Consider the following 21,201-nt stretch of genomic DNA (forward strand, 5'->3'; position numbering starts at 1 on the left):
TTATTTGAATTTAAATTATATATTTTACATAATACTTATAGTACCTTTAATTGCATCTTTAGTAGGATTTATAATAGGAAAATATAATGAAAAGATTAGAGATAGATTTAATATAGCAGTAACATTTATAGTTTTTTTAGTTATTACTTATATATTTCCATATATAAGTAATAAAAGTATAGAACTTTTTATAGAGGATATAATGGGAACGGGACTTTCTTTAAAAATAGATATGTTTAGATATATTTTTATTTGGCTAACTGCACTGATTTGGTTTTTAGTTACCATCTATTCTGTACAGTATTTAAATAGCTATAAAAATAGAAATAGATATTATTTATTTTTTATGCTTACATATTGGAGTACTTTGGGCATATTTATATCAGAAAATTTCTTAAATCTATTTACTTTTTTTGAAATTATGTCCCTTACATCCTATCCATTAATAATTCACGATGAGGATGAATACTCCCATGAAGCAGGAGAGACATATATAATAATGGCAGTAACGGGGGGACTTGTACTTTTAATGGGATTATTTCTTTTGTTTGATTATACTCAAACCTTAGAAATAAGTTTATTAAAAAATTCTTTAGCTAATTTAGGGAACATTAAATATGCCATAGTTTTTTTAATTATATTTGGATTTGGTATAAAGGCAGGTATGTTTCCATTACATATATGGCTTCCTAAAGCTCACCCTGCAGCACCTGCCCCAGCTAGTGCAGTTTTATCAGGTGTACTTTTAAAAACAGGAATATTTGGTATCATGATAACATCTCAAATAATAACTCCTGAAGATAAGAAAATTTCCTTGGTCATTTTGGTATTAGGATTTATGACTATGTTTATAGGTGGATTCTTAGCCATGTTTCAACGTAACATAAAAAGAATACTTGCATATAGTAGTATGAGCCAAATGGGATATATATTAGTAGGCATAGGTCTTATGGGAATATTAGAAGAGCATAAATATGTGGCTTTTTATGGTACCACATATCATATTATAAATCATATGATATTTAAAGTGCTTTTATTTATGATAGCAGGAGTTATATATATGTATTTGCATGAACTTAGTATAAATCATATAGGTGGATTTGGAAGAAATAAGAAGTTACTTAAAATTCTATTTTTCATAGCAATCTGTGGAATTACAGCTATGCCAGGATTTAATGGATTTATAAGTAAAAATATACTACATCATGCTCTGCTTGAAAGTAAAATACTATATAAAAATTTCTGGGTAAGTTTTGGAGATATTATATTTATATTGAGTAGCGGATTTACTGTAGCCTATTTATTAAAAATATTTATAGGATTATTTATAGAAGAAGGTGCAGGTAGCCAGTATAAAGGGAAAATTAAAATAAGTAAAATAACCTTTTTCCCAATGATAGTACTTACATTTATGACTATATTTCTTGGTATTAAAGGAGATTTAGTTATGAAAATACTATATAAAAGTGGAGAGGTTTTCAATATACAAGCTCATGCTATTGGAAATTTTTACAGCCTAGAAAATATAAAATCTTCAATAATATCAGTTGTAATAGGAACTTTAATATATAAATTTTTCATAAGAAAAATTTTAAGAAAAGGAGAAGGAAACAATTGGTGGTATGAAAATATAGCTTTAAATTGGTTTAGCTTAGAAAAAAATATATATGTACCACTTTTAAAGACACTTCTTCACTATAGTAGTTTAATATTAAGGGTTTTTGATGAGGGCCTTTTAAATTTAATATATGGTATTAATCATTTACTTAGAAAACTTGGAGAAAAGCCAATAGATTTTATATCTATTTATAAAAGACAGTTAGGCAAAGAGGATGCCAATGCACAAAAGAGTCTAAAAAGTTTAAATGAAAGCTTTATAAAAACTGGAAATATGATGAATAGCATAACCTATTCAATATATGTATTTGCAATGGTATTAATAATATTACTTATGATATTAATATTTTAAGATATATAGACAGAGCATAAATCAAAAGTTAAAAGAGAATGTATATTATTAAATATATATTCTCTTTTATAGTGCAAAAAAATAAAAATATGGTAAAATAAAAGTAATCATAAAATAATAGAGGTGGACTAAAATGATAGATAGCGAAAAAATAATAGAATATATTAAAAGAGATCCTTACTATATAAAATCTGTAGAAAATCCAACAGAGGAAATGGCCAGTATTGCAATATCTGAAAATCCAAATTTAATAAGGTTTATAAAAAATCCAGAATTGGCTTTAAAATGGCAAGCTTTAAAATCTAGCCCATGGATTATTGAACATATAGAAAACCCAACAGAAGAAATGTGTATATATGCAGTAAAAAATGCTTGGAATACATTAAAATATATAAAAGATCCCAGTGAAAATACTATTAAAGCTGCTATAGGAATGAAAGGATGGGCAATACAATTTATAGAGAATCCATCTTTAGAGATTCAAAGGATGGCGGTAAAAAAAGATGCAGATGCTATAAAATATATAAAGAATCCAAGTGATGAAATAATAGTCTTGGCAGTAAAAAAGGATTGGAGCTATATAAAACATATAAAAAATCCATCCTTTGAAGTGCAATTAGAAGCTGTAAAAGCACAGGAACAAGCTATGATTTATATTAAAGAGCTTACAGAGGAAAAAGTAAGATCGTTTTTAAAAGTAAATTTTAAAGTTGTAAAGTATTTAAATAAAGATTATGAAGATTTAGCAAAGAAGGTTGTTATAGAAGAGATAAGTAAAGAAGATGTAGATGAAGATTTTATTTTAGATTTTATAAAAACTGAAGCTTTAAACATAAACAAATTTAAATTTATTCATAAGTTTGGAAGCATGAAAGCTAAGGGAATTTTTGTAGATTATAATTTAGGGATGTAGGGAGTGTATCAAATGAATTTTAACGAAGTAATAATGGCTGTAGAAATGGTTATAAAAACAGGAGAGGTTCCTTTAATAATAGGAGAAAGTGGTATAGGTAAAACTTCACTTATAAAAGAATTAGGTAATAGAAATTCTTACTATGTGATAAATATAGATGGTAATCTTTTAAAAGAAGGGGAAATAGGGGGATTACCTACAGTAGAAGAATATTTAATCAAAGATACAGGTAAAAAAATAAAAAGGACAGTATATGCAGTACATACAAAACTTATAGAGATAGATAGGGCATTAGAAGAGAATGATGATAGAAGGGTATTACTATTTATAGATGAGATAAATAGATGTGAGCATAGTGTTCAACAAGAGCTTATGAATATAATATTAAATAGAGAAATAAATGGATACAATTTATCTCCAAGAGTAGATATAATAGCGGCTATGAATCCATCAAATAAATACGATTCTTTTCAATACACAGATTATCAGGTAGTAGATATGGATCCAGCCCAGGAAGATAGATTTGTTTGGATAGAATTAGATGCAGATGTAAACGCATGGATTAATTGGGGTATGAGAGAAGATATTAATATAAATAAAGATATACTTCAGTTTATAGCATCCTTTCCAGAGTATTTACATACCCCAAGCTCACAAGAAAGTATAAAAGCTACTCCAAGAAGTTGGGAAAGAGTTTCTAAAGCGTATAATGTGTATTTAAAAGAAAATTATCCATCTAAAATATTTTACAATATAGTTAAGGGGAATATCGGAGAGAGTATAGCTCAAGATTTTATTAATTTTGTAGAAGAAAATAAAAAACCTTTAATAATTCCAGAAGAAATATTTGAAAATGAAAAAATACATGAAGAATTAGAGAAAAAAGTGAGAGAAGAAAGTCATTCAAGACTTTATCTAGAAGCTAAAAATGCTTTGTCATATATAAGAAAGCATGGGAATAAAGCTAGAGATATAAATATATTTTCTATGTTTATACAACTGTTTCCATCAGATTTAAAAATGGGTATTATGCAGGAAATTAAGTTTAATTATAATGATATATATAATAAGTTTTTAGAAAATGAAGTTTTTATAGAGGGATTTTTTCAAATGTTTCAGGATTTAAACTAACAAGGAGATGATTAAAGTAAATAATAAATTTGAAAGCTTAAAAAGAGAATTACTAAAAGATGTATATAATTTAGAGGATAAAGTAATAATGGATAGTGAGTTTAGAAAAAAATTCTTTTATCTAATAGAGCTTACCACTTTTTCCTTAATGAAGGGAGAAGATAATTTTTTCGGATTATTTTCTATGCAAATGAAAAGAGAAATAAACACTAAAATATTATGGCCACTTGGAACAACGGTGTCTTTGTCACATTTTGTACTACACTTTAATCCATTTTTATTTTTAAATTGTAGTTTAGAAGAAATGAAAGCCCTTATAAAACACGAAATATATCATATAATGTTTGGACACTTTAAAAGGGAAAGACAGCTTAAAAAAAAGTATAGTAGTTTTATAGTAAATACAGCCTTGGATATATCAATAAATCAGTACATTGAAAATCTTCCCTCTTGGTCTTCTACTATAGAAAAAGTAAACTTATCTCTTAATGGGGATTTATCCTATGAAAGAAATGCAGAATACTATGCAGAAAAGATAAAGGAAGCCATAGATAAATTAACAAGTGAAAAAGGTAAGAAAAAGATTTTAAATAAAGAACTTATGATTAATTCACAAGACATAAAGATTGAAGAGTGTAAAATAGAAAATGCTCATGATGTTTGGAATTTAAATAAGGATAATTTTGATTTAGAACATTTAAAAGAACTTACAAAAAAAACTGCTAACAATGCAAGTAAAGGAAAAATCTCAAGTTCTATACAAAGGGCCTTAAAAGATTTAAATAAAAAAGCACAAATACCATGGAATGAATATTTAAGAAAAGTTATTGGAACTCAACCTATGGGGTATAAAAAAACAATTACTAGAAAGGATAGAAGACAGCCAAATAGATTAGATATAAGAGGAAAGCTACCAGATCATAAAATAAAATTACTAATAGCTTTAGATATAAGCGGAAGTATGAGTGATGAAGATATACAAAAGGTTATGGTAGAAATATTTGATATTGTAAAAAAACATTCTGCAGAAATAACAATAATTGAATCTGATAATGCTATAAGAAGAGTTTATAAAGTAAAAAGAGAAGGGGATATTAAGAAAAAATTAGACACTAGAGGAGGAACTTCTTTCTCACCAGTGTTTCGATATATATATGACAATAAACTAAGGGATTATATTCTTATATATTTTACTGATGGCATGGGTGAAGAAGAATTAAAAATAAAACCCATAAATTATAAAACACTATGGGTTTTAACAGGAAGTGAAGAAACTTTGTCTTTAAAGGAATCTTTTGGAGAAATAAAAAGGCTTTCTTACAAGAAAGTGAAAAAAAATGATGTAACTCTAGCACTACAGGATATGAAAGAAATAATAAAAGACTGGGCCTGTGCAGCAAATCAATACATTTGATTAATGAACAAGTAACAATGAATAATGAACAATTTAGGTGGATTTTCTTCCACTACAATTATTCATTATCAGAAGAGGGCTTTATTTATTTGTAAAAATGTACTATTATTAAATAGACCAAATTTTTAAGGGGGATAAGAAGTGAAAAGTAGTAAGTACTTGAATAAATTGAGCCTAAAAAACATAATCTTTATAATTTTAGGTTCACTAATATCTGCAATAGGAATTAATACATTTATAGTAAATGCAAGTTTATTAGGAGGGGGAGTATCGGGGTTAGCTCTAATATTGGAATATACTATGAATATACCTACAGGATATTCTGTATTTTTAATAAATCTTCCGCTTTTATATTTAAGTTATAAAAAAATGGATACTAGATTCACCATAAATACTATAATAGGAAGTGTGTCTTTATCTATTATGCTTATTATTACAAGACCGCTTCAACGACTAGTGGTTTTAGATGATATTTTATTATTATGTATATATGGTGGTATACTAAATGGTGTAGGTGTAGGATTAAGTTTTAGTAATCAAGGATCTACAGGAGGATTAGATATAATTTCTTCTGTAATTAAGAAGAACCATGAAAATTTTGATATAGGGAAAATTTCCTTTGGATTTAATTTTCTAATTGTTCTTGCAGGTGCTTTTATATTTGATATTAAAATAGCATTATATACTTTAGTTTCTATGTATTTAACTGCTACTATGATAGATAAGGTAGTAAAAGGATTTGATAAGAAAGAAAAATTAATATTCATAATAACAGAGAAAGAAGAAGAAGTAAGTCAATGGGTAATGGAGGCTTTAGGAAGAGGAGTAACCTTTCTAAACGGAGAAGGTGCCTACACTGCTAAAAGTAAAAAAGTTTTGTACTGTGTAGTATCCTTATCTCAATTACCACAACTAAAACAGATGGTAAAACAAATAGATAACCATGCTTTTATTTCTATACTAGACGTATCAGAAGTTCAGGGAAAAGGCTTTAAAAAAATTACAACGTAATTTTTTTAATGAACAACTAACAATGAATAATAAACAATTTAGGTGGATAGTTATTTTATGAAGTAACTCATTAATATGTACTTAACATCGAAGATGTTTTATTTACAAAAGTTTAGCTCTATTTAAGCATAAAGCTTTTACACAATTAAAATTTTTTCGTAATGTTAATGGAGAAAAAATATCCATAATTATTCATTGCTCATTATTAATTATTAATTAAAAAAGTGCTTTGCACTTTTTTATATATTTAAGCTCAACAACGAAAGGAGTTATACAAATATGAACAAATTAGATACTACAGCAATTAATACTATTAGAATTTTATCAGCAGAAGCAATCCAAAAATCTAACTCAGGACATCCAGGCTTACCTTTAGGATCTGCTCCTATGGCTTATACTCTATGGGCTAAAAACATGAAACATAATCCTAAAAATCCTAATTGGACTAATAGAGATAGATTTGTACTATCCGCAGGACATGGATCTATGTTGATATATTCTCTACTTCATTTATTTAATTACGGGTTAACAATGGAAGATTTAAAGGACTTTAGACAATGGGGAAGCAAAACTCCAGGACACCCAGAATATGGTCATACTATTGGAGTAGAAACTACTACAGGACCGCTGGGTCAAGGTATTGCAAATGCTGTAGGTATGGCTATGGCTGAGGCATATCTTGCAGAAAAATTTAATAAGCCTGGATGCGAATTAATAGATCATTATACATATTCTCTTGTGGGAGATGGATGTTTAATGGAAGGAATATCTTCTGAAGCTGCATCCCTTGCAGGAACTTTAGGATTAGATAAATTAATAGTTTTATATGATTCTAATAATATTACAATAGAAGGAAATACTGACATAGCATTTACAGAAGATGTTAAAGGAAGATTTGAGGCATATAACTGGCAAGTTATAAATGTAGAAGATGGAAATGATGTAGAAGCTATAGATAAAGCTATAAAAGAAGCGAAATCAGATAAGAAAAGACCAAGTATTATAATAATTAAAACCCAAATAGGCTATGGATGTCCTGCAAAACAAGGTAAATCCTCTGCTCATGGAGAACCTTTAGGAGAAGAGAATTTAAAAATAACAAGAGAATTCTTAAAATGGGGTCATGAGGAAGAATTCTTTGTTCCAGAAGAAGTTAGAGAATATATGAAGGAAAAAGTTGAAGAACTATCAAAAGAAGAAGAGGAATGGAACAAATTAAAAGAAGAATACGATAATAAGTATCCAGAGTTAGCAAAGGAATGGGAACTTTGGTTTAGTGGAAAAATAGAAAAGGATCTTTTAAATGACGAAGATTTTTGGAAGTTTGAAAAGAAAACAGCAACAAGAGCAGCCTCAGGTGATGTTATTAATAGATTGGCAGCGGTTGTCCCAAACCTTATAGGAGGATCTGCTGACTTAGCACCATCTAATAAGACTTATATGAAGGATAAGGGAGATTTTTCAAAGGAAGATAGAAAAGGAGCTAATCTACACTTTGGAGTAAGAGAACATGCAATGGCAGCTATTGCTAATGGTATGTATTTACATGGTGGACTAAAGGTATTTGTTTCAACTTTCTTTGTTTTCTCAGATTATATGAAACCTTCTATGAGATTATCAGCATTAATGAATTTACCAATAACTTATGTATTAACTCATGATAGTATAGGAGTTGGAGAAGATGGACCAACTCATGAACCAATTGAGCAATTAGCGTCTCTTAGAAGTATTCCAAATATGACAGTATTTAGACCAGCTGATGCAAAGGAAACAGCAGCAGCGTGGTATTATGCTATAACTAAAGAAGATGGTCCAGTATCTTTAGTATTATCAAGACAAAACTTGCCTTTATACAATGAAACAGGTAAAGATGCCCTAAAAGGAGCATATATATTAAAGGATACAGAAGATAAAAAACCAGATATTATTCTAATGGCTACTGGTTCTGAAGTAGAACTTATATACGAAGGAGCTAAAATACTAGAAGAAAAGGGAATCAAGGTAAGAGTTGTAAGCATGCCTTCTTTAGAAGTATTTGAAAAACAAAGTAAGGAATATAAAGAAGAAGTTTTACCATCAAATGTTACGAAGAGATTAGCAGTAGAGGCTGCATCCTCTTTCGGATGGCATAAATACTTAGGTTTTGATGGAGACATCCTATCAATAGACCATTTTGGAGCATCTGCACCAGGAGATGTATTATTTAAGGAATTTGGATTTACTATAGAAAATTTAGTTAAAAAAGCAGAAGAAGTTTTAAATAAATAATAAAGTAATAAAAGAGGCTGTCGCATTAGTGCAACAGCCTCTTTTTATTTTCTTATGTGTATGAAATAAAAAGAAATATCCTTATCACCCCAACCTAAATCCCAAGGAACGTTGTATCTATCAGTAGTATGGGAATTAATAAGAGGATATCCTCTAGAATCCCAACCAGTAACTACAGCAAAGTGATCTGTTTTTCCACCCTTAACATAGCATATAAGATCTCCTAATTCTAACTTTTCAAAGGCTCCATTTGGATGTTTATCTGTAGATGAGGATAATTCTTTAAAAGTACCTTTCTTAATTAATTGTCCTTTACCACTATATAAAATATAATTCTTGAAAGCATCTGCATTTACCCAAGCTTTACTTCCTACAAAGACTCCTTCTTTTTTGCTAGAATGAGAAAACCATGTGTAATCTGCTGGTATTCCTCCAGCATCTTTATCGCCTAGTACTTGTGATGCATAGTTAGTACAGTCACCGCCTAATCCAGCATAATTTTTATATTTTTTATTATATTTATAGTCCGTGTTATCATCATCTATAAAAGCACCAGAGTATTTATTAGCATATTCTATAGCTTTTATTCTATTATATTTTCCATTATAATTAAAATTCATATGCTTTTCTATTTTAGGTATTTCTAATTTTTCTACTTTAGATAAATCGATTTTTCTCATTTCCCCAGAATAAGCTTTAAGGGCATCATGGAAACAGTCTGTATACCAATCATTTGAAATTATCCACTCATTATTTTGGTTAATTAAACTTACGGTGTGATCTACTCCTATACCAAATTTATTTTTAGTAGGGTTTTCTTCATTTTTATAGATATATTCAAAGGTATATATTTCTTTTAATCCAAGTCTAATATTAGATTTATTAGAAGAAGCTCTTTTTAAAATAACCTTTGAATTTATATTAGTAAACTCTATATCTCTTTGACAGGCCCAAGTTTTTAAATATTTAACTCTTCTTACCTCCTGATCTAAGGACCATTTTCCATGATTTTTAGAAGTGTCATAAAACTTAGTTAAACTTTCCAGATCACCATTTATAAATACCTTACATCTTTCGTTATAAATTGTTTCTATAACTTCCTTTAACTCTTCTTTATCTATTTCCTTACTTAAAACATTAGAAGAAAAAAATGAATTTGCAAAGGATAAATTAGCCTTATAAGTTTTGGACACTAAAAAGGAAGTAAAGAATAGTATAACTAAAGTGCACGAAGTATATTTAAGTAATTTCTTCATTGTAAATTATCCTCCCAAAATTGCAATGCAGTATTTTAATATAGTATTTCCTTATATATGATTTTTAACAATAACTTTTTATGTAAAATTTAAATATAAAATAAAATTTATTTAAAGATTAAATAAATATGTGATATTATAAATATATTATTTATAATATGGGTGAAAGGATGATAAAATGAAAATTGATAGTATAGATGTGGCTAAGGCTTCAGTAAGAATGGCTATATCCTCAAGAGAAGAAGAAAAATTATTAGAAAGTGAACTAAAAAAAGAAGAAATTTTAACGGTAGCAGTAGATGTAGGAGGAAATTTAAATAATTCTATACCTAAAATAGTAGAAAGGGCATTGGTTGCATCTAAAAGATGTGGACTTATACAGGATTGTCATCTACATGATGGTGCTGTAGCAGGTGCTACAAGAGAAGCAATAATTCAAGTTGTGTCCAAAGCTAATGGATTAAATGTTGGTGGTAAAATAGGCATTGCTAGATCAAAAGAGCATTTAAGTGTATGTTTATTTATGAGTATAGGTTTACTTCATTTAAATGAGGTGGTTATTGGATTAGGACATAGAACAATTGCAGATCTTTAATTAATGAGTAACTTAACTTCTGCAAAATAAAAAGCTGATTTGGTAATGCTACCAAAAAATAAATATGGCACACTGATGGTTTCCGTGATATAAAAAAGTTACCAGACAATTTAATACACGGGAGGTTATCAGTATGCCAAATAAAATTACTAATAATATTGTATCTATAGATAATGAAATTTACAACTACTTAAATGATGTAAACTATGGAATGAATAAACCACAATTTCAGCATTTAACCAGCATAGTTAATGGATTAATAAATTTATCTGGCACAAAATCTTTATTAAAAATTTCAGAACATATATTAACTGCTAAAAGTAGCAGTTCTATATATAGATTTTTAAGCCATTCTAAATGGCACGATAGTCTCATTAATAGAAACAGAATTAACTATTTAAATTTGCACTTTAGTAAGCTTATAAAACCCAAATCCGTAGGATTTTTAGTTATAGATGATACTGTAAATCCTAAAATACAAGCAAAAAAGATGCAAGGGTTAAGTTATAATCATTCTCATACAGAAGGTAAAAATCTTTGGTCTCATTGCATAGTTACTTCTAATTTTGTTGTAGGGGATATTTCTATACCTTTAAACTATAAAACTTACTTAAGCAACGAAAACTGCATAAAGCATAATAAATCTTTCATGGGTAAGTCAGATATAGCTGTAGATTTTATAACTTCTTTTGAAAAACCAGCTAATTGCGATAAAATATATTGTCTTGTTGATAGTTGGTATACTAGCCCAAAGCTCGTAGATAGCACTCTAATGCAAGGCCTTCACCTAATCGGTGCTTTAAAATCAAATAGAAAGGTATCTCCATTAGGAATTTCAATGCAGCTTAAAGAACTTGGAAAATATATTAATCCCTCTACCTTAGATGTAGTTACCGTCAAAGGTAAAAAGTATAGAGTATATAAATACGAAGGTAAAGTTTTAAAAATTGAAAATGCACTAGTTTTAATCTGCTATGAAGTTGATGGCAAAATCTTTAAAGACCCTGTATACTTAATGTCAACCAATATACACCATAGGCGATGCTATTAAATCTATACGAAGCCTATCGGCTAAGGAACTTGTGTACTTTATTTATGATCAAGCTAAGAATGGTATACCTATAGAAACAGTATTTGACAAATTAAAATTAGTTTCTTAAAAAATATATATAAAGTTTTATAGGATAACTATGTTTATTTGTATTGTAAGTTTCTTGGTTATAAACACTTTATATCTAGATTTGGTAAAACAGCTTCTTAAATTAAAGAAGTTAATGAGTAATTAACAATTAATAATGAACAATTAAGGAGGATTTTCTTCCTGGTGGGTAGAAAATCTTTTGTTTTTAGGGGCTCGTTAAGCTGTGCTTAACGTCGCTTAGTTCATTAAAAAGTTTTTGTTAAAAGCTTGACAAATTGATAGGGTATAATATAATGTAATTAAATCTTAGTTACTGGAATTTCCGGTAATTAGGATAGGTAAAATGTTAAACCTAATTGTAAGGATAATATCTAAACAAAAGGGAAGGACTATATATTTGAGAATTAAGTTTATACAGAATAGTATACAGATTCTGCATATATTTGTTTTTTAAAATATCCTTCTAGTTTTTGCTAGAAGTTTTTTTAATTTAAGGAGGTTTTTGCATGAACAAAAGAGTTGGCGTAGTTGGAATTGTAGTAGAAGATTTAAAGAGTTCAACTAGGGTAAATGAAGTGCTCCATGGATATTCTCATATTATTATAGGAAGAATGGGAGTACCTTATAAAGAAAGAGAAATAAGCGTAATATCTTTAATAGTTGATGGTACTTCTGATGAAATAAGTGCTATGACAGGAAAGATTGGGAAGATATCTGGAGTTACAGTAAAGTCTGCAATTACAAAAAAGTAGCAGGAGATTTATAAACATGAAAATAAAAGATATTATAGATAAAGCATATGTTGAAAGTAATTTATCTCAAGAAGAAATAGTAGAAATACTTAAAAATAAGGATGAATATAATATAAAATACCTTTTTAATAAAGCTGAAGAAACCACTGAAAAATACTGTGGACATGAGGTTAATATAAGAGGAATAATTGAGTTTTCAAATTATTGTAGATGTAACTGTTCCTACTGCGGTTTAAATGTAAATAATAATGGCATAAAAAGATATAGAATGAGTAAAGAAGAAATAGTACTGGTAGCCAAAGAAGCCTATGAGGCAGGTTATAAAACTTTAGTTTTGCAATCTGGGGAAGATTTATTTTATACAAGGGAAATTTTATGTGACATTATAAAATCCATAAAGAAAATTGGAGATATTGCAATAACTCTTAGTATAGGGAAAAGGGATAAAGAAGATTATAGAGCTTTTAAAAAAGCAGGAGGAGATAGGTTTTTAATAAAACATGAAACAGCAGATAAAAATTTATTTTCTAAACTACATAAGGGAAATAAACTAGAAAATAGGATACAAGCTCTAAAAGATTTAAAAGAGGTTGGATTTCAAGCAGGAAGTGGTTTTATGATAGGGCTTCCATTACAAGACTTTAACACCTTAGCAAGGGATATTTTACTCTTAAAGGAATTAGATGTGGACATGGCAGGCATAGGACCTTTTATACCTCATCCGGAGACGGATTTAAAGGGTGAACATAAAGGGGACACACTTTTAACATTAAAGGTAGTTGCACTTTCTAGAATAATATTAAAAAATATTCATCTACCAGCTACAACTTCTCTTGGAGTTTTAAATAAGGATCATAAATTTACTTCATTTAAATGTGGTGCTAATGTTATTATGCAGAAATTAGAGCCATATAAATATAGAAGATTATATGAAATATATCCTATAGAACTAAGAGAAGAGAAAAGTATAAGAGAAGAGAGAAAAGATGTAGAAAACTTTATATTGTCCTCAGGTAAAGAAATTGCCAAGCATAGAGGAGATACTTTAAAAAGGAGTGATTTGTAAAATGAAAGAAATAAAAAAAATGAAAGCAGAGGAATTTATAATACACTCAGATATAGAAAAAGCTTTAGATAAGGGAAGAGAAAAAGCTAAGAATAAAGACTATGTAAGAGAATTATTAAATAAAGCTTTAGAGTGTAAGGGGCTAACTTATGAAGAAGGTGCTGTTTTATTAAATGTTGAGGATGAACATATTCTAGAAGATATATATAAAGCAGCTAAAATAATAAAAGAAAAAATTTATGGCAAGAGAATAGTACTTTTTGCACCATTATATATTAGTAGTTATTGTGTAAATAATTGTAAGTACTGTGGTTACAAATGTAGTAATAATACTTTTAAAAGAAATAAATTAACTATGGATGAAATAGCAGAAGAGGTAAAAATTTTAGAATCTTTAGGACATAAAAGATTAGCCCTTGAAGTTGGAGAAGATGATGTAAATTGTTCTATTGATTATGTATTAAAGAGTATAAAAAAAATATATTCTTTAAAATTCAACAATGGAAGTATAAGAAGAATAAATGTAAATATTGCTGCAACTACTATAGAAAATTATAAAAAATTAAAAGAGGCTGAAATAGGAACCTATATTTTATTCCAAGAAACCTATCATAAAGAAACCTATGAAAAAATGCATCCAACAGGACCTAAAAGTGATTATAATTATCATACCACAGCTATGGATAGAGCGAGAATGGCAGGAATTGATGATGTTGGAATTGGTGTATTATACGGATTGTATGATTATAAATATGATACTGTTGCTATGCTTATGCATGGGGAACATTTAGAAAAGGCTACCGGAGTAGGACCTCATACTATATCTGTCCCTAGATTAAGGGAAGCCGTGGGAATGACATTAAAAGAATATCCTCATTTAGTAAAGGATGAAGACTTTAAAAAGATAGTTGCAATTTTAAGGTTATCAGTACCTTATACTGGAATAATACTTTCTACAAGGGAAGAAGCAGACTTTAGAGAAAAAGTTATTGCCTTGGGAGTATCTCAAATAAGTGCAGGCTCATGTACAGGAGTTGGAGGATATTCAAAGGAAAATAATATAAAACATAAAGATGAAAAACCTCAATTTGAATTAGGAGATAATAGATCCCCAATAGAAGTTATAAAAAGCATTTGTAAATCAGGATATATACCAAGCTATTGCACTGCTTGTTATAGAGAGGGTAGAACAGGAGAAAGATTTATGAGTCTTGCTAAAACTGGGGAGATACAAAATGTATGTCATCCTAATGCCATATTAACATTTAAAGAGTTTTTACTAGACTATGGTGACAAAGAGGCTAAAGATTTAGGAGAAGAGCTTATAAGAAAGTCCTTAGAGGACATTCCAAATGAAAAAATTAAAAAAATGACAGAGGAAAAATTGGAAAGAATTGAATCAGGAGAAAGAGATTTAAGATTTTAAAGGAGGAATTTTTATGCAAGATACTCCTAAGGGAAATAGAATACACATAGCTTTTTTGGGAAGAAGAAATGCAGGGAAATCTAGTATAATTAATGCTATTTCAAATCAACAAGTTTCCATAGTTTCTAATGTAGCAGGAACTACAACAGATCCTGTTTATAAGGCTATGGAATTATTCCCTATAGGTCCTATTATGTTAATAGATACAGCGGGATTAGACGATGAAGGTTATATAGGTAATTTAAGAATAGAAAAAACAAAAGAAATTATGAATAAAACAGATATAGCTGTTATTGCAATAGATTGTAAAAATGAAAACTTTGAATATGAGATGTATCTAAAAGAAAAATTATCTAAAAGAAAAATACCTACAATTATAGCTTTAAATAAAATAGATAAGGTAGCCAATTTAGATGAAGCTATAGTAAGGGCTAGAAAACAATTTGATAATATAGTATCAATTAGTGCCCTACGAAGGGAAAATATAGATAAATTAAAAGAGAAAATAATAGAACAAGTGCCTTCTAATAATGAAACCACATTATTAGAAGGTATAGTAAATAAAAAAGATTTAGTACTTTTAATAACTCCTCAAGATCTCCAAGCACCTAAAGGCAGATTAATATTGCCACAAGTACAGGTTTTAAGGGATATCTTAGATAAAGGTGCTATGGCTATGGTTTTAAAAGATACTGAATTACAGGAAGGTCTTAAAAATTTATATAAAAAGCCAGATTTAGTTATTACAGATTCACAAATTTTTAACAAAGTAAAAGATATAATACCAAGAGATATAAAATTAACTTCTTTTTCTGTATTAATGGCTAGATATAAAGGTGATATAAGATTATTAATAGAAGGGGCTAAAAGTATTAATAATTTAAAGCCAGGAGATAATATATTAATATCCGAAGCCTGTACACATCATTCCCTTAAAGGAGATATTGCCAAAGAAAAAATACCAAATCTATTAAAAAAGAAAATAGGAGGAGAAGTTAATATAGATTTTTCCTCAGGAGAGGATTTTACTAAAAATATAGAAAAATACAAACTCATAATACACTGTGGAGGGTGTATGTTGAATCAAAAACAAATGATAAATAGGTTAAATAAAGCTAATGAAAAAAATATTCCTATTACAAACTTTGGAGTAGCTTTAGCTTATTTAAATGGACTATTAAAAAGAGTATCTGAAATGTTTTAAATATTTTAAAAAGGCGTGATTTATATGAAAGACATTAAAAAGTTAATTAGAGCTTCTTTATTATTGGCTTTAGCCATAATTGCACAAGGATTAGGAAGAAGCTTTCCGCAAATTAGTCAATTATTTGTAGGATCTATTGTAAATTGTATTTTAATAATATCAGCGTTAACTTGCAGTACTTATTTAGGAATACTAGTAGGAGGATTAACACCAATACTTGCATGGGTTATAGGTCAATTACCTGCCCCTATGGCATCTTTTGTACCTTTTATAGCAATAGGAAACGGAATATATATAATTTTATTTGCCTTAATATACAAAAGAGAGCAAAGTTCTAGGAAATATTTAAGTGTTGTTGTGGCATCAATTTTTAAGTATTTCTTTTTATTTCTATCCTCTAGCAAATTAATATATTTATTTAGTTTAAATATTCCTAAAAAAGTTGCAGAAAAGTTGGTAATTATGATGGGATTCCCTCAACTTATGACAGCTCTAATAGGTGGTGCATTAGCACTAGTTTTATATGAAGTATTAATAAAGAGAAAGGCTATTTAGTTAAACAACTGACTAAGAAATGAATAAAATAATCTATTTGTTAATGTTTTTAGAAAACTATCAATATTCATATAAAAATATAAATAGTACAAAAAATGACGTTAAATTACGCAAAAATAAAGCTATTGCATAAAAACCCCTCGTATGCTAAAATGTTAATAAAATATAAACATGAAATATTTTAAATATTAATAATTCATGTTTGCTTTTGTCTAATTTATTTTAAGGAGGAATAAATATGGGGGAAACACAAAAAAATCCTAGAAAAAGAACTAGGAAAGGCGGATTCCAATCTTTCTTAGACTGGGTAGAAAGAGTAGGAAATAAAATGCCCCACCCAGCTATGATATTTATTGTTTTAAGTATTGCTGTTATCATTATTTCACACATATGTGCCAAATCTGGTATTAATGTTGATGTTACTATGGTAGACAGAGTAAAAGGCGGAACAAAGGTTACAAATGTTAAAGCTGTAAGTTTGTTAACTGCTGATGGAATAAGATATATGTTTGAAAGTGCAGAAAAAAACTTTACAGGATTTGCACCACTTGGAACAGTACTTGTGGCTATGCTAGGAGTTGGACTAGCTGAAGAAACTGGACTTATTCAAGCCATTTTAAGAAAAACTGTTATGAGTGCACCACCAAAACTTATAACTGTAATCGTTGTTCTTGCAGGTATTATGTCAAATATAGCATCTGACGCAGGATATGTAGTGCTTATACCATTGGGTGCTATGATATTTGCAAGCTTTGGCAGACATCCTCTTGCAGGTATAGCTGCAGCCTTTGCGGGTGTATCTGGTGGATTTAGTGCAAACCTACTTATAGGAACTACAGATCCATTACTTGGAGGAATTACTACGGAGGCTGCTAAATTAATGGATCCAAGCTATGTAGTAGAACCTACTGCAAACTATTGGTTTATGGTTGCATCTACATTTTTAATAACTATTATTGGTACCTTTGTTACAGATAGAATAGTAGAACCAAGACTTGGAAAATACCAAGGTGGTCAAGTAGATCTTGGTACTGGGAAATTAAGTGTTGAAGAGAAAAAAGCCCTTAAGGCTTCAAGAATTGCTTTTTTAATATTTTTATTAGTTATGGCAGCATTATTAGTTCCACAAAACGGAATTTTAAGACATCCTGAAACTCATAAGATTTTAGGTAAAACTCCATTTATGAATGCATTAGTTCCAATAATTGCAATATTCTTTGCTGTGCCAGGTATTGCCTATGGTGTTTCAATAGGTAAAATTAAAAGCTCTAAAGATGTAGCAAATGCCATGGGAAAAGCTATGTCAGGCATGGGTGGATATTTAGTATTAGTGTTCTTTGCTGCTCAATTTGTAGCATATTTTGGACATACTAATTTAGGAACAATCCTCGCTTTTAAGGGAGCTGAGTTCCTTAAAGCTACAGGATTCATAGGAATTCCATTACTTATATCATTTATTATAGTTGCAGCATTTATAAACTTATTTATGGGTTCCGCATCTGCAAAATGGGCTATTATGGCTCCAATATTTGTTCCTATGTTTATGGCTATAGGATATTCACCAGAATTTACTCAAGCTGCATACAGAATAGGTGACTCCTGTACAAACATAATTACACCTCTTATGTCATACTTTGCATTAATCGTTTCATTTGCAGAGCAATATGATGAGGATACAGGAATAGGAACATTAATATCTACAATGTTACCATATGCTATTTTATTCTTAATAGGATGGTCATTATTACTCATATTTTGGTATACTTTTAGGATTCCAATAGGGGTAAATGCGCCAATACATTTATAATATAGTAGAATATAATATGTAAATAAAAGAATCTCTATGTAATGTAGAGGTTCTTTTATTTTAGTTAATAACCAATAACTATGGATAATTTTTAATTGTATAAAACTTCTACGGTAAGTTAAAACTAAACTAGAGCTTAACGAGACTTCCTAAATAAAATCATTCCAAAAAGTTGTTTATTAATTTGAAAAAGAAATTGTTTACATAATAAAAATTATGTTTAAAAATAAAAATGTAAACCCACTTATAATTTATACTAAAATAATATATAATATATATATCAATTAATTTTAAAAACACCAAGGAGGACTTACAAAGTGAAAAAATAGAAAGCATTGCACCATATGTTAAAAAAGCAGCTATAGACAAAGGAGATCTATTGTACAACCTAATATTGTAATCACCAAGAAAATTTCAGCTACAAATGAAATTCAATGTGGTAATTACAAAGACCACTCATTATTTTCTGCCATAGAGTATGCAAAGAAGATATTAACTAAGGACATTAAAACAGAATTCTTAAAATAAAATTATAGAAAGAGGGATTTTTATGAAAAGAGAATTTAATTTTGATATAATTGATGAAATTAAAAATAGATGGTCACCAAGAGCTTTTAGCAATGAAGAAATCAAAAAAGAAGACCTTCTAGCAATGTTAGAAGCCGCAAGATATGCTCCTTCTTGTTTTAATGAACAACCTTGGAAGTTTATACTTTCATATGAATTAGATGATTTAAATTTAATAAGAAGTGTATTAGTTGATAGTAACAGGCTTTGGGCAGATAAAGCACTAGCTTTTATATCCATATTAGCTAAAAAAAGATTTGATTTCGATGATGGTGATAATTTTTGGGCTAAATTTGACGCTGGTACAGCTTGGGGCTATTTATCTTTAGAAGGTGAAAAAAGGGGATTAGTAACTCATGCTATGGGAGGATTTAAAAAGGAATTAGCTAAAGAAAGATTAAATATTCCAGAAGAATATGAGCTTATAGCAGTAGTTGCTATAGGAAAACTTGGTAATAGAGAAGAACTTGCAACAGATGCATTAAAAGAACAAGAAGAACCTGGAAGTAGAAAAGCTTTAGAAGAAATATATATGGAAGGTAAATTTAAATAAATTATATAAAATAAACTATTTATAAATTAATCCTTAATTCATTCTTAATTTAACGTATAACCCTTAAAAATTATTAGCACTATATTAAAAATTATGCTATTATAAAATATGGCATCAAAAATACAATAAAGTGTGGAAGTGATATTTTGAACAATTTTGTTTTTTTAGCTACATCAGTTTTTCAAATAGTAGTTTTTTTGATGGCTATGTATTACTTTATATTATCTATCTTTGGACTACATAAAAAAGATGAACCAGATGGTAATACAATAGAACCTGAAAAAACTTTTGCCCTAATCGTAGCAGCACATAATGAAGAAATGGTAATAGATCATATAATAGATAGTTTACAAAAATTGGACTACCCTAATAATCTATATGACATATTCATTATTGCAGACAACTGTACTGATGATACAGCTGAGATTTCAAGAAAACTAGGTGTCAATGTATTTGAAAGAAATGTCCCAAGTAAAAGGGGAAAAGGATATGCTTTAGAATGGATGTTTGACAAAATCTTTAAAATGGAGAAAAAATATGATGCTATTGCTGTATTTGATGCAGATAATTTAGTTTCAGCAAATTTCTTAAAAGAAATGAATGCTAAATTATTAAATGGATATAAAGTAGTGCAAGGCTATATTGACAGTAAAAATCCTGAAGACTCATGGATTACTCAGTCTTATTCTATATCCTTTTGGACAGCAAATAGACTTTTCCAATTAGCAAGATGGAATTTAGGATTATCTAACCAAATCGGCGGTACAGGATTTTGTATGGAAACAGATATATTAAAAAAACTTGGCTGGGGAGCTACTTGCTTAACAGAAGATTTAGAGTTTACTTGTAAATTGGTTTTAAATGGTCATAAAGTTGGTTGGAGTCATAATGCTATAGTCTATGATGAAAAACCCTTAACTTTAAAGCAGTCTTGGTCTCAGAGAAAAAGATGGATGCAAGGTTTTGCAGATGTATCCTCTAGATTTTTTGGAAAGCTTATGAAAAAAGCAGTAAAAGACAGAGACTTTAAGGCTTTTGACTGTGCCCTATATTCTATCCAACCATTTTTTACTTTACTACTAGCTATATCAGCTATACTAACTATGGTTCAAAATGGTTCTGAATCTGGATTAAATATTTTTGTAATGAATAGTTTGCTTGCCCCTTGGATCTGGAAAATTTTTAGTATATTCCAGTTTTTATTTACTCCTTTTATATTGCTTTTAGAAGAAAAGCTTCATAAAAAAATGTTTTTTATGTTTTCTATCTATTCATTTAATGTTTTCTTTAATGAAATAGTATTCGGAAAAAATCCAAAATTCTTTGAAGTGGTATTAGGAAGTGTTTTATATTTTTCTTTATTCATATTAATATTATTTATTTTTAATAAGAAACACTACATAACCTTATTTATATGGTATTTATTATATGGATTCTATACATTGACATGGATTCCTATTACTGTACAGGGTATACTAAATAAAGATAATAAAGAATGGAGCCATACAAAACACACAAGAAAAATTACTATTCAAGAAGTGGAGTAAAGAAATACTTTAAAATTATAAATATT

Annotated in this window: 18 protein-coding genes; 17 read left to right on the forward strand and 1 reads right to left on the reverse strand. The window is 28.7% G+C overall.

Annotated elements, in window-relative coordinates; all coding sequences use genetic code 11:
- The first annotated feature begins 4 nt into the window (after positions 1–4).
- From B5D21_RS08890 to tkt, 6 genes are all read left to right on the forward strand, one after another.
- Positions 5–1,969 (forward strand): complex I subunit 5 family protein, encoded by a 1,965-nt coding sequence (locus B5D21_RS08890; protein ID WP_011099563.1) that lies wholly within the window; start codon positions 5–7, stop codon positions 1,967–1,969.
- A gap of 133 nt (positions 1,970–2,102) precedes the next feature.
- Complete coding sequence (locus B5D21_RS08895) at positions 2,103–2,882, forward strand: hypothetical protein (protein WP_011099562.1); 780 nt, start codon at positions 2,103–2,105, stop codon at positions 2,880–2,882.
- A 12-nt stretch (positions 2,883–2,894) separates the two neighbouring features.
- A complete protein-coding gene (locus B5D21_RS08900; protein WP_035124858.1) occupies positions 2,895–4,013 on the forward strand; it encodes an ATP-binding protein in 1,119 nt (372 codons plus the stop codon).
- A 7-nt stretch (positions 4,014–4,020) separates the two neighbouring features.
- Positions 4,021–5,427 (forward strand): vWA domain-containing protein, encoded by a 1,407-nt coding sequence (locus B5D21_RS08905; RefSeq protein ID WP_011099560.1) that lies wholly within the window; start codon positions 4,021–4,023, stop codon positions 5,425–5,427.
- Positions 5,428–5,568: 141 nt separating this feature from the next.
- Complete coding sequence (locus tag B5D21_RS08910; protein WP_011099559.1) at positions 5,569–6,438, forward strand: YitT family protein; 870 nt, start codon at positions 5,569–5,571, stop codon at positions 6,436–6,438.
- Positions 6,439–6,717: 279 nt separating this feature from the next.
- The gene (gene tkt / locus B5D21_RS08915) at positions 6,718–8,706 is read left to right on the forward strand and encodes a transketolase (protein WP_011099558.1); all 1,989 of its coding nucleotides are present in this window, start codon (positions 6,718–6,720) and stop codon (positions 8,704–8,706) included.
- Between the two features lie 44 nt (positions 8,707–8,750).
- Here the strand turns inward: tkt and B5D21_RS08920 are convergent, their stop codons facing one another.
- Positions 8,751–9,962, reverse strand: coding sequence for an amidase domain-containing protein (locus tag B5D21_RS08920; RefSeq protein WP_011099556.1), 1,212 nt, complete (start codon positions 9,960–9,962; stop codon positions 8,751–8,753).
- A 178-nt stretch (positions 9,963–10,140) separates the two neighbouring features.
- Between B5D21_RS08920 and B5D21_RS08925 the strand changes: the two genes are divergently transcribed.
- The 11 genes from B5D21_RS08925 to B5D21_RS08975 all read left to right on the forward strand — a co-directional run bounded on the left by B5D21_RS08925 (position 10,141) and on the right by B5D21_RS08975 (position 21,175).
- Entirely contained in the window at positions 10,141–10,557 is a 417-nt protein-coding gene (locus B5D21_RS08925) for a HutP family protein (protein ID WP_011099555.1), read from the forward strand.
- Positions 10,558–10,690: 133 nt separating this feature from the next.
- The gene (locus tag B5D21_RS08930) at positions 10,691–11,608 is read left to right on the forward strand and encodes a transposase (protein WP_011099554.1); all 918 of its coding nucleotides are present in this window, start codon (positions 10,691–10,693) and stop codon (positions 11,606–11,608) included.
- Between the two features lie 596 nt (positions 11,609–12,204).
- Complete coding sequence (locus B5D21_RS08935) at positions 12,205–12,450, forward strand: TM1266 family iron-only hydrogenase system putative regulator (protein WP_035109841.1); 246 nt, start codon at positions 12,205–12,207, stop codon at positions 12,448–12,450.
- A gap of 16 nt (positions 12,451–12,466) precedes the next feature.
- A complete protein-coding gene (gene hydE, locus B5D21_RS08940) occupies positions 12,467–13,516 on the forward strand; it encodes a [FeFe] hydrogenase H-cluster radical SAM maturase HydE (protein WP_011099553.1) in 1,050 nt (349 codons plus the stop codon).
- 1 nt (position 13,517) lies between these two features.
- Positions 13,518–14,942, forward strand: coding sequence for a [FeFe] hydrogenase H-cluster radical SAM maturase HydG (gene hydG / locus B5D21_RS08945; protein ID WP_035124860.1), 1,425 nt, complete (start codon positions 13,518–13,520; stop codon positions 14,940–14,942).
- Positions 14,943–14,955: 13 nt separating this feature from the next.
- Complete coding sequence (gene hydF, locus B5D21_RS08950; RefSeq protein ID WP_011099551.1) at positions 14,956–16,146, forward strand: [FeFe] hydrogenase H-cluster maturation GTPase HydF; 1,191 nt, start codon at positions 14,956–14,958, stop codon at positions 16,144–16,146.
- A 24-nt stretch (positions 16,147–16,170) separates the two neighbouring features.
- Positions 16,171–16,701, forward strand: coding sequence for an ECF transporter S component (locus B5D21_RS08955; RefSeq protein WP_035124863.1), 531 nt, complete (start codon positions 16,171–16,173; stop codon positions 16,699–16,701).
- Positions 16,702–16,939: 238 nt separating this feature from the next.
- Entirely contained in the window at positions 16,940–18,508 is a 1,569-nt protein-coding gene (locus B5D21_RS08960) for an AbgT family transporter (RefSeq protein WP_035109846.1), read from the forward strand.
- Between the two features lie 411 nt (positions 18,509–18,919).
- Entirely contained in the window at positions 18,920–19,036 is a 117-nt protein-coding gene (locus B5D21_RS08965; protein ID WP_274542142.1) for an S-ribosylhomocysteine lyase, read from the forward strand.
- 22 nt (positions 19,037–19,058) lie between these two features.
- Positions 19,059–19,628: a nitroreductase family protein gene (locus tag B5D21_RS08970; RefSeq protein ID WP_011099548.1), complete on the forward strand. Its 570-nt coding sequence runs from the start codon at positions 19,059–19,061 to the stop codon at positions 19,626–19,628.
- Between the two features lie 146 nt (positions 19,629–19,774).
- Positions 19,775–21,175 carry a glycosyltransferase family 2 protein gene (locus B5D21_RS08975; RefSeq protein WP_011099547.1) on the forward strand — a complete coding sequence of 467 codons (1,401 nt, stop codon included), beginning with the start codon at positions 19,775–19,777 and terminating at the stop codon, positions 21,173–21,175.
- Positions 21,176–21,201: the final 26 nt, after the last annotated feature.

The sequence above is a fragment of the Clostridium tetani genome (genome assembly GCF_900167265.1).
Taxonomy (GTDB): Bacteria; Bacillota; Clostridia; order Clostridiales; family Clostridiaceae; genus Clostridium_G; species Clostridium_G tetani.

Excerpts from the sequence above, each read along its gene's own strand:
- B5D21_RS08925 (WP_011099555.1), top strand. The coding sequence starts at position 10,141 with ATGAAAATTGATAGTATAGATGTGGCTAAGGCTTCAGTAAGAATGGCT.
- hydG (WP_035124860.1), top strand. The coding sequence starts at position 13,518 with ATGAAAGAAATAAAAAAAATGAAAGCAGAGGAATTTATAATACACTCA.
- B5D21_RS08920 (WP_011099556.1), bottom strand. The coding sequence starts at position 9,962 with ATGAAGAAATTACTTAAATATACTTCGTGCACTTTAGTTATACTATTC.
- B5D21_RS08960 (WP_035109846.1), top strand. The coding sequence starts at position 16,940 with ATGGGGGAAACACAAAAAAATCCTAGAAAAAGAACTAGGAAAGGCGGA.
- tkt (WP_011099558.1), top strand. The coding sequence starts at position 6,718 with ATGAACAAATTAGATACTACAGCAATTAATACTATTAGAATTTTATCA.
- hydE (WP_011099553.1), top strand. The coding sequence starts at position 12,467 with ATGAAAATAAAAGATATTATAGATAAAGCATATGTTGAAAGTAATTTA.
- B5D21_RS08955 (WP_035124863.1), top strand. The coding sequence starts at position 16,171 with ATGAAAGACATTAAAAAGTTAATTAGAGCTTCTTTATTATTGGCTTTA.
- B5D21_RS08930 (WP_011099554.1), top strand. The coding sequence starts at position 10,691 with ATGCCAAATAAAATTACTAATAATATTGTATCTATAGATAATGAAATT.
- B5D21_RS08895 (WP_011099562.1), top strand. The coding sequence starts at position 2,103 with ATGATAGATAGCGAAAAAATAATAGAATATATTAAAAGAGATCCTTAC.
- B5D21_RS08900 (WP_035124858.1), top strand. The coding sequence starts at position 2,895 with ATGAATTTTAACGAAGTAATAATGGCTGTAGAAATGGTTATAAAAACA.
- B5D21_RS08905 (WP_011099560.1), top strand. The coding sequence starts at position 4,021 with ATGATTAAAGTAAATAATAAATTTGAAAGCTTAAAAAGAGAATTACTA.
- B5D21_RS08970 (WP_011099548.1), top strand. The coding sequence starts at position 19,059 with ATGAAAAGAGAATTTAATTTTGATATAATTGATGAAATTAAAAATAGA.
- B5D21_RS08935 (WP_035109841.1), top strand. The coding sequence starts at position 12,205 with ATGAACAAAAGAGTTGGCGTAGTTGGAATTGTAGTAGAAGATTTAAAG.
- hydF (WP_011099551.1), top strand. The coding sequence starts at position 14,956 with ATGCAAGATACTCCTAAGGGAAATAGAATACACATAGCTTTTTTGGGA.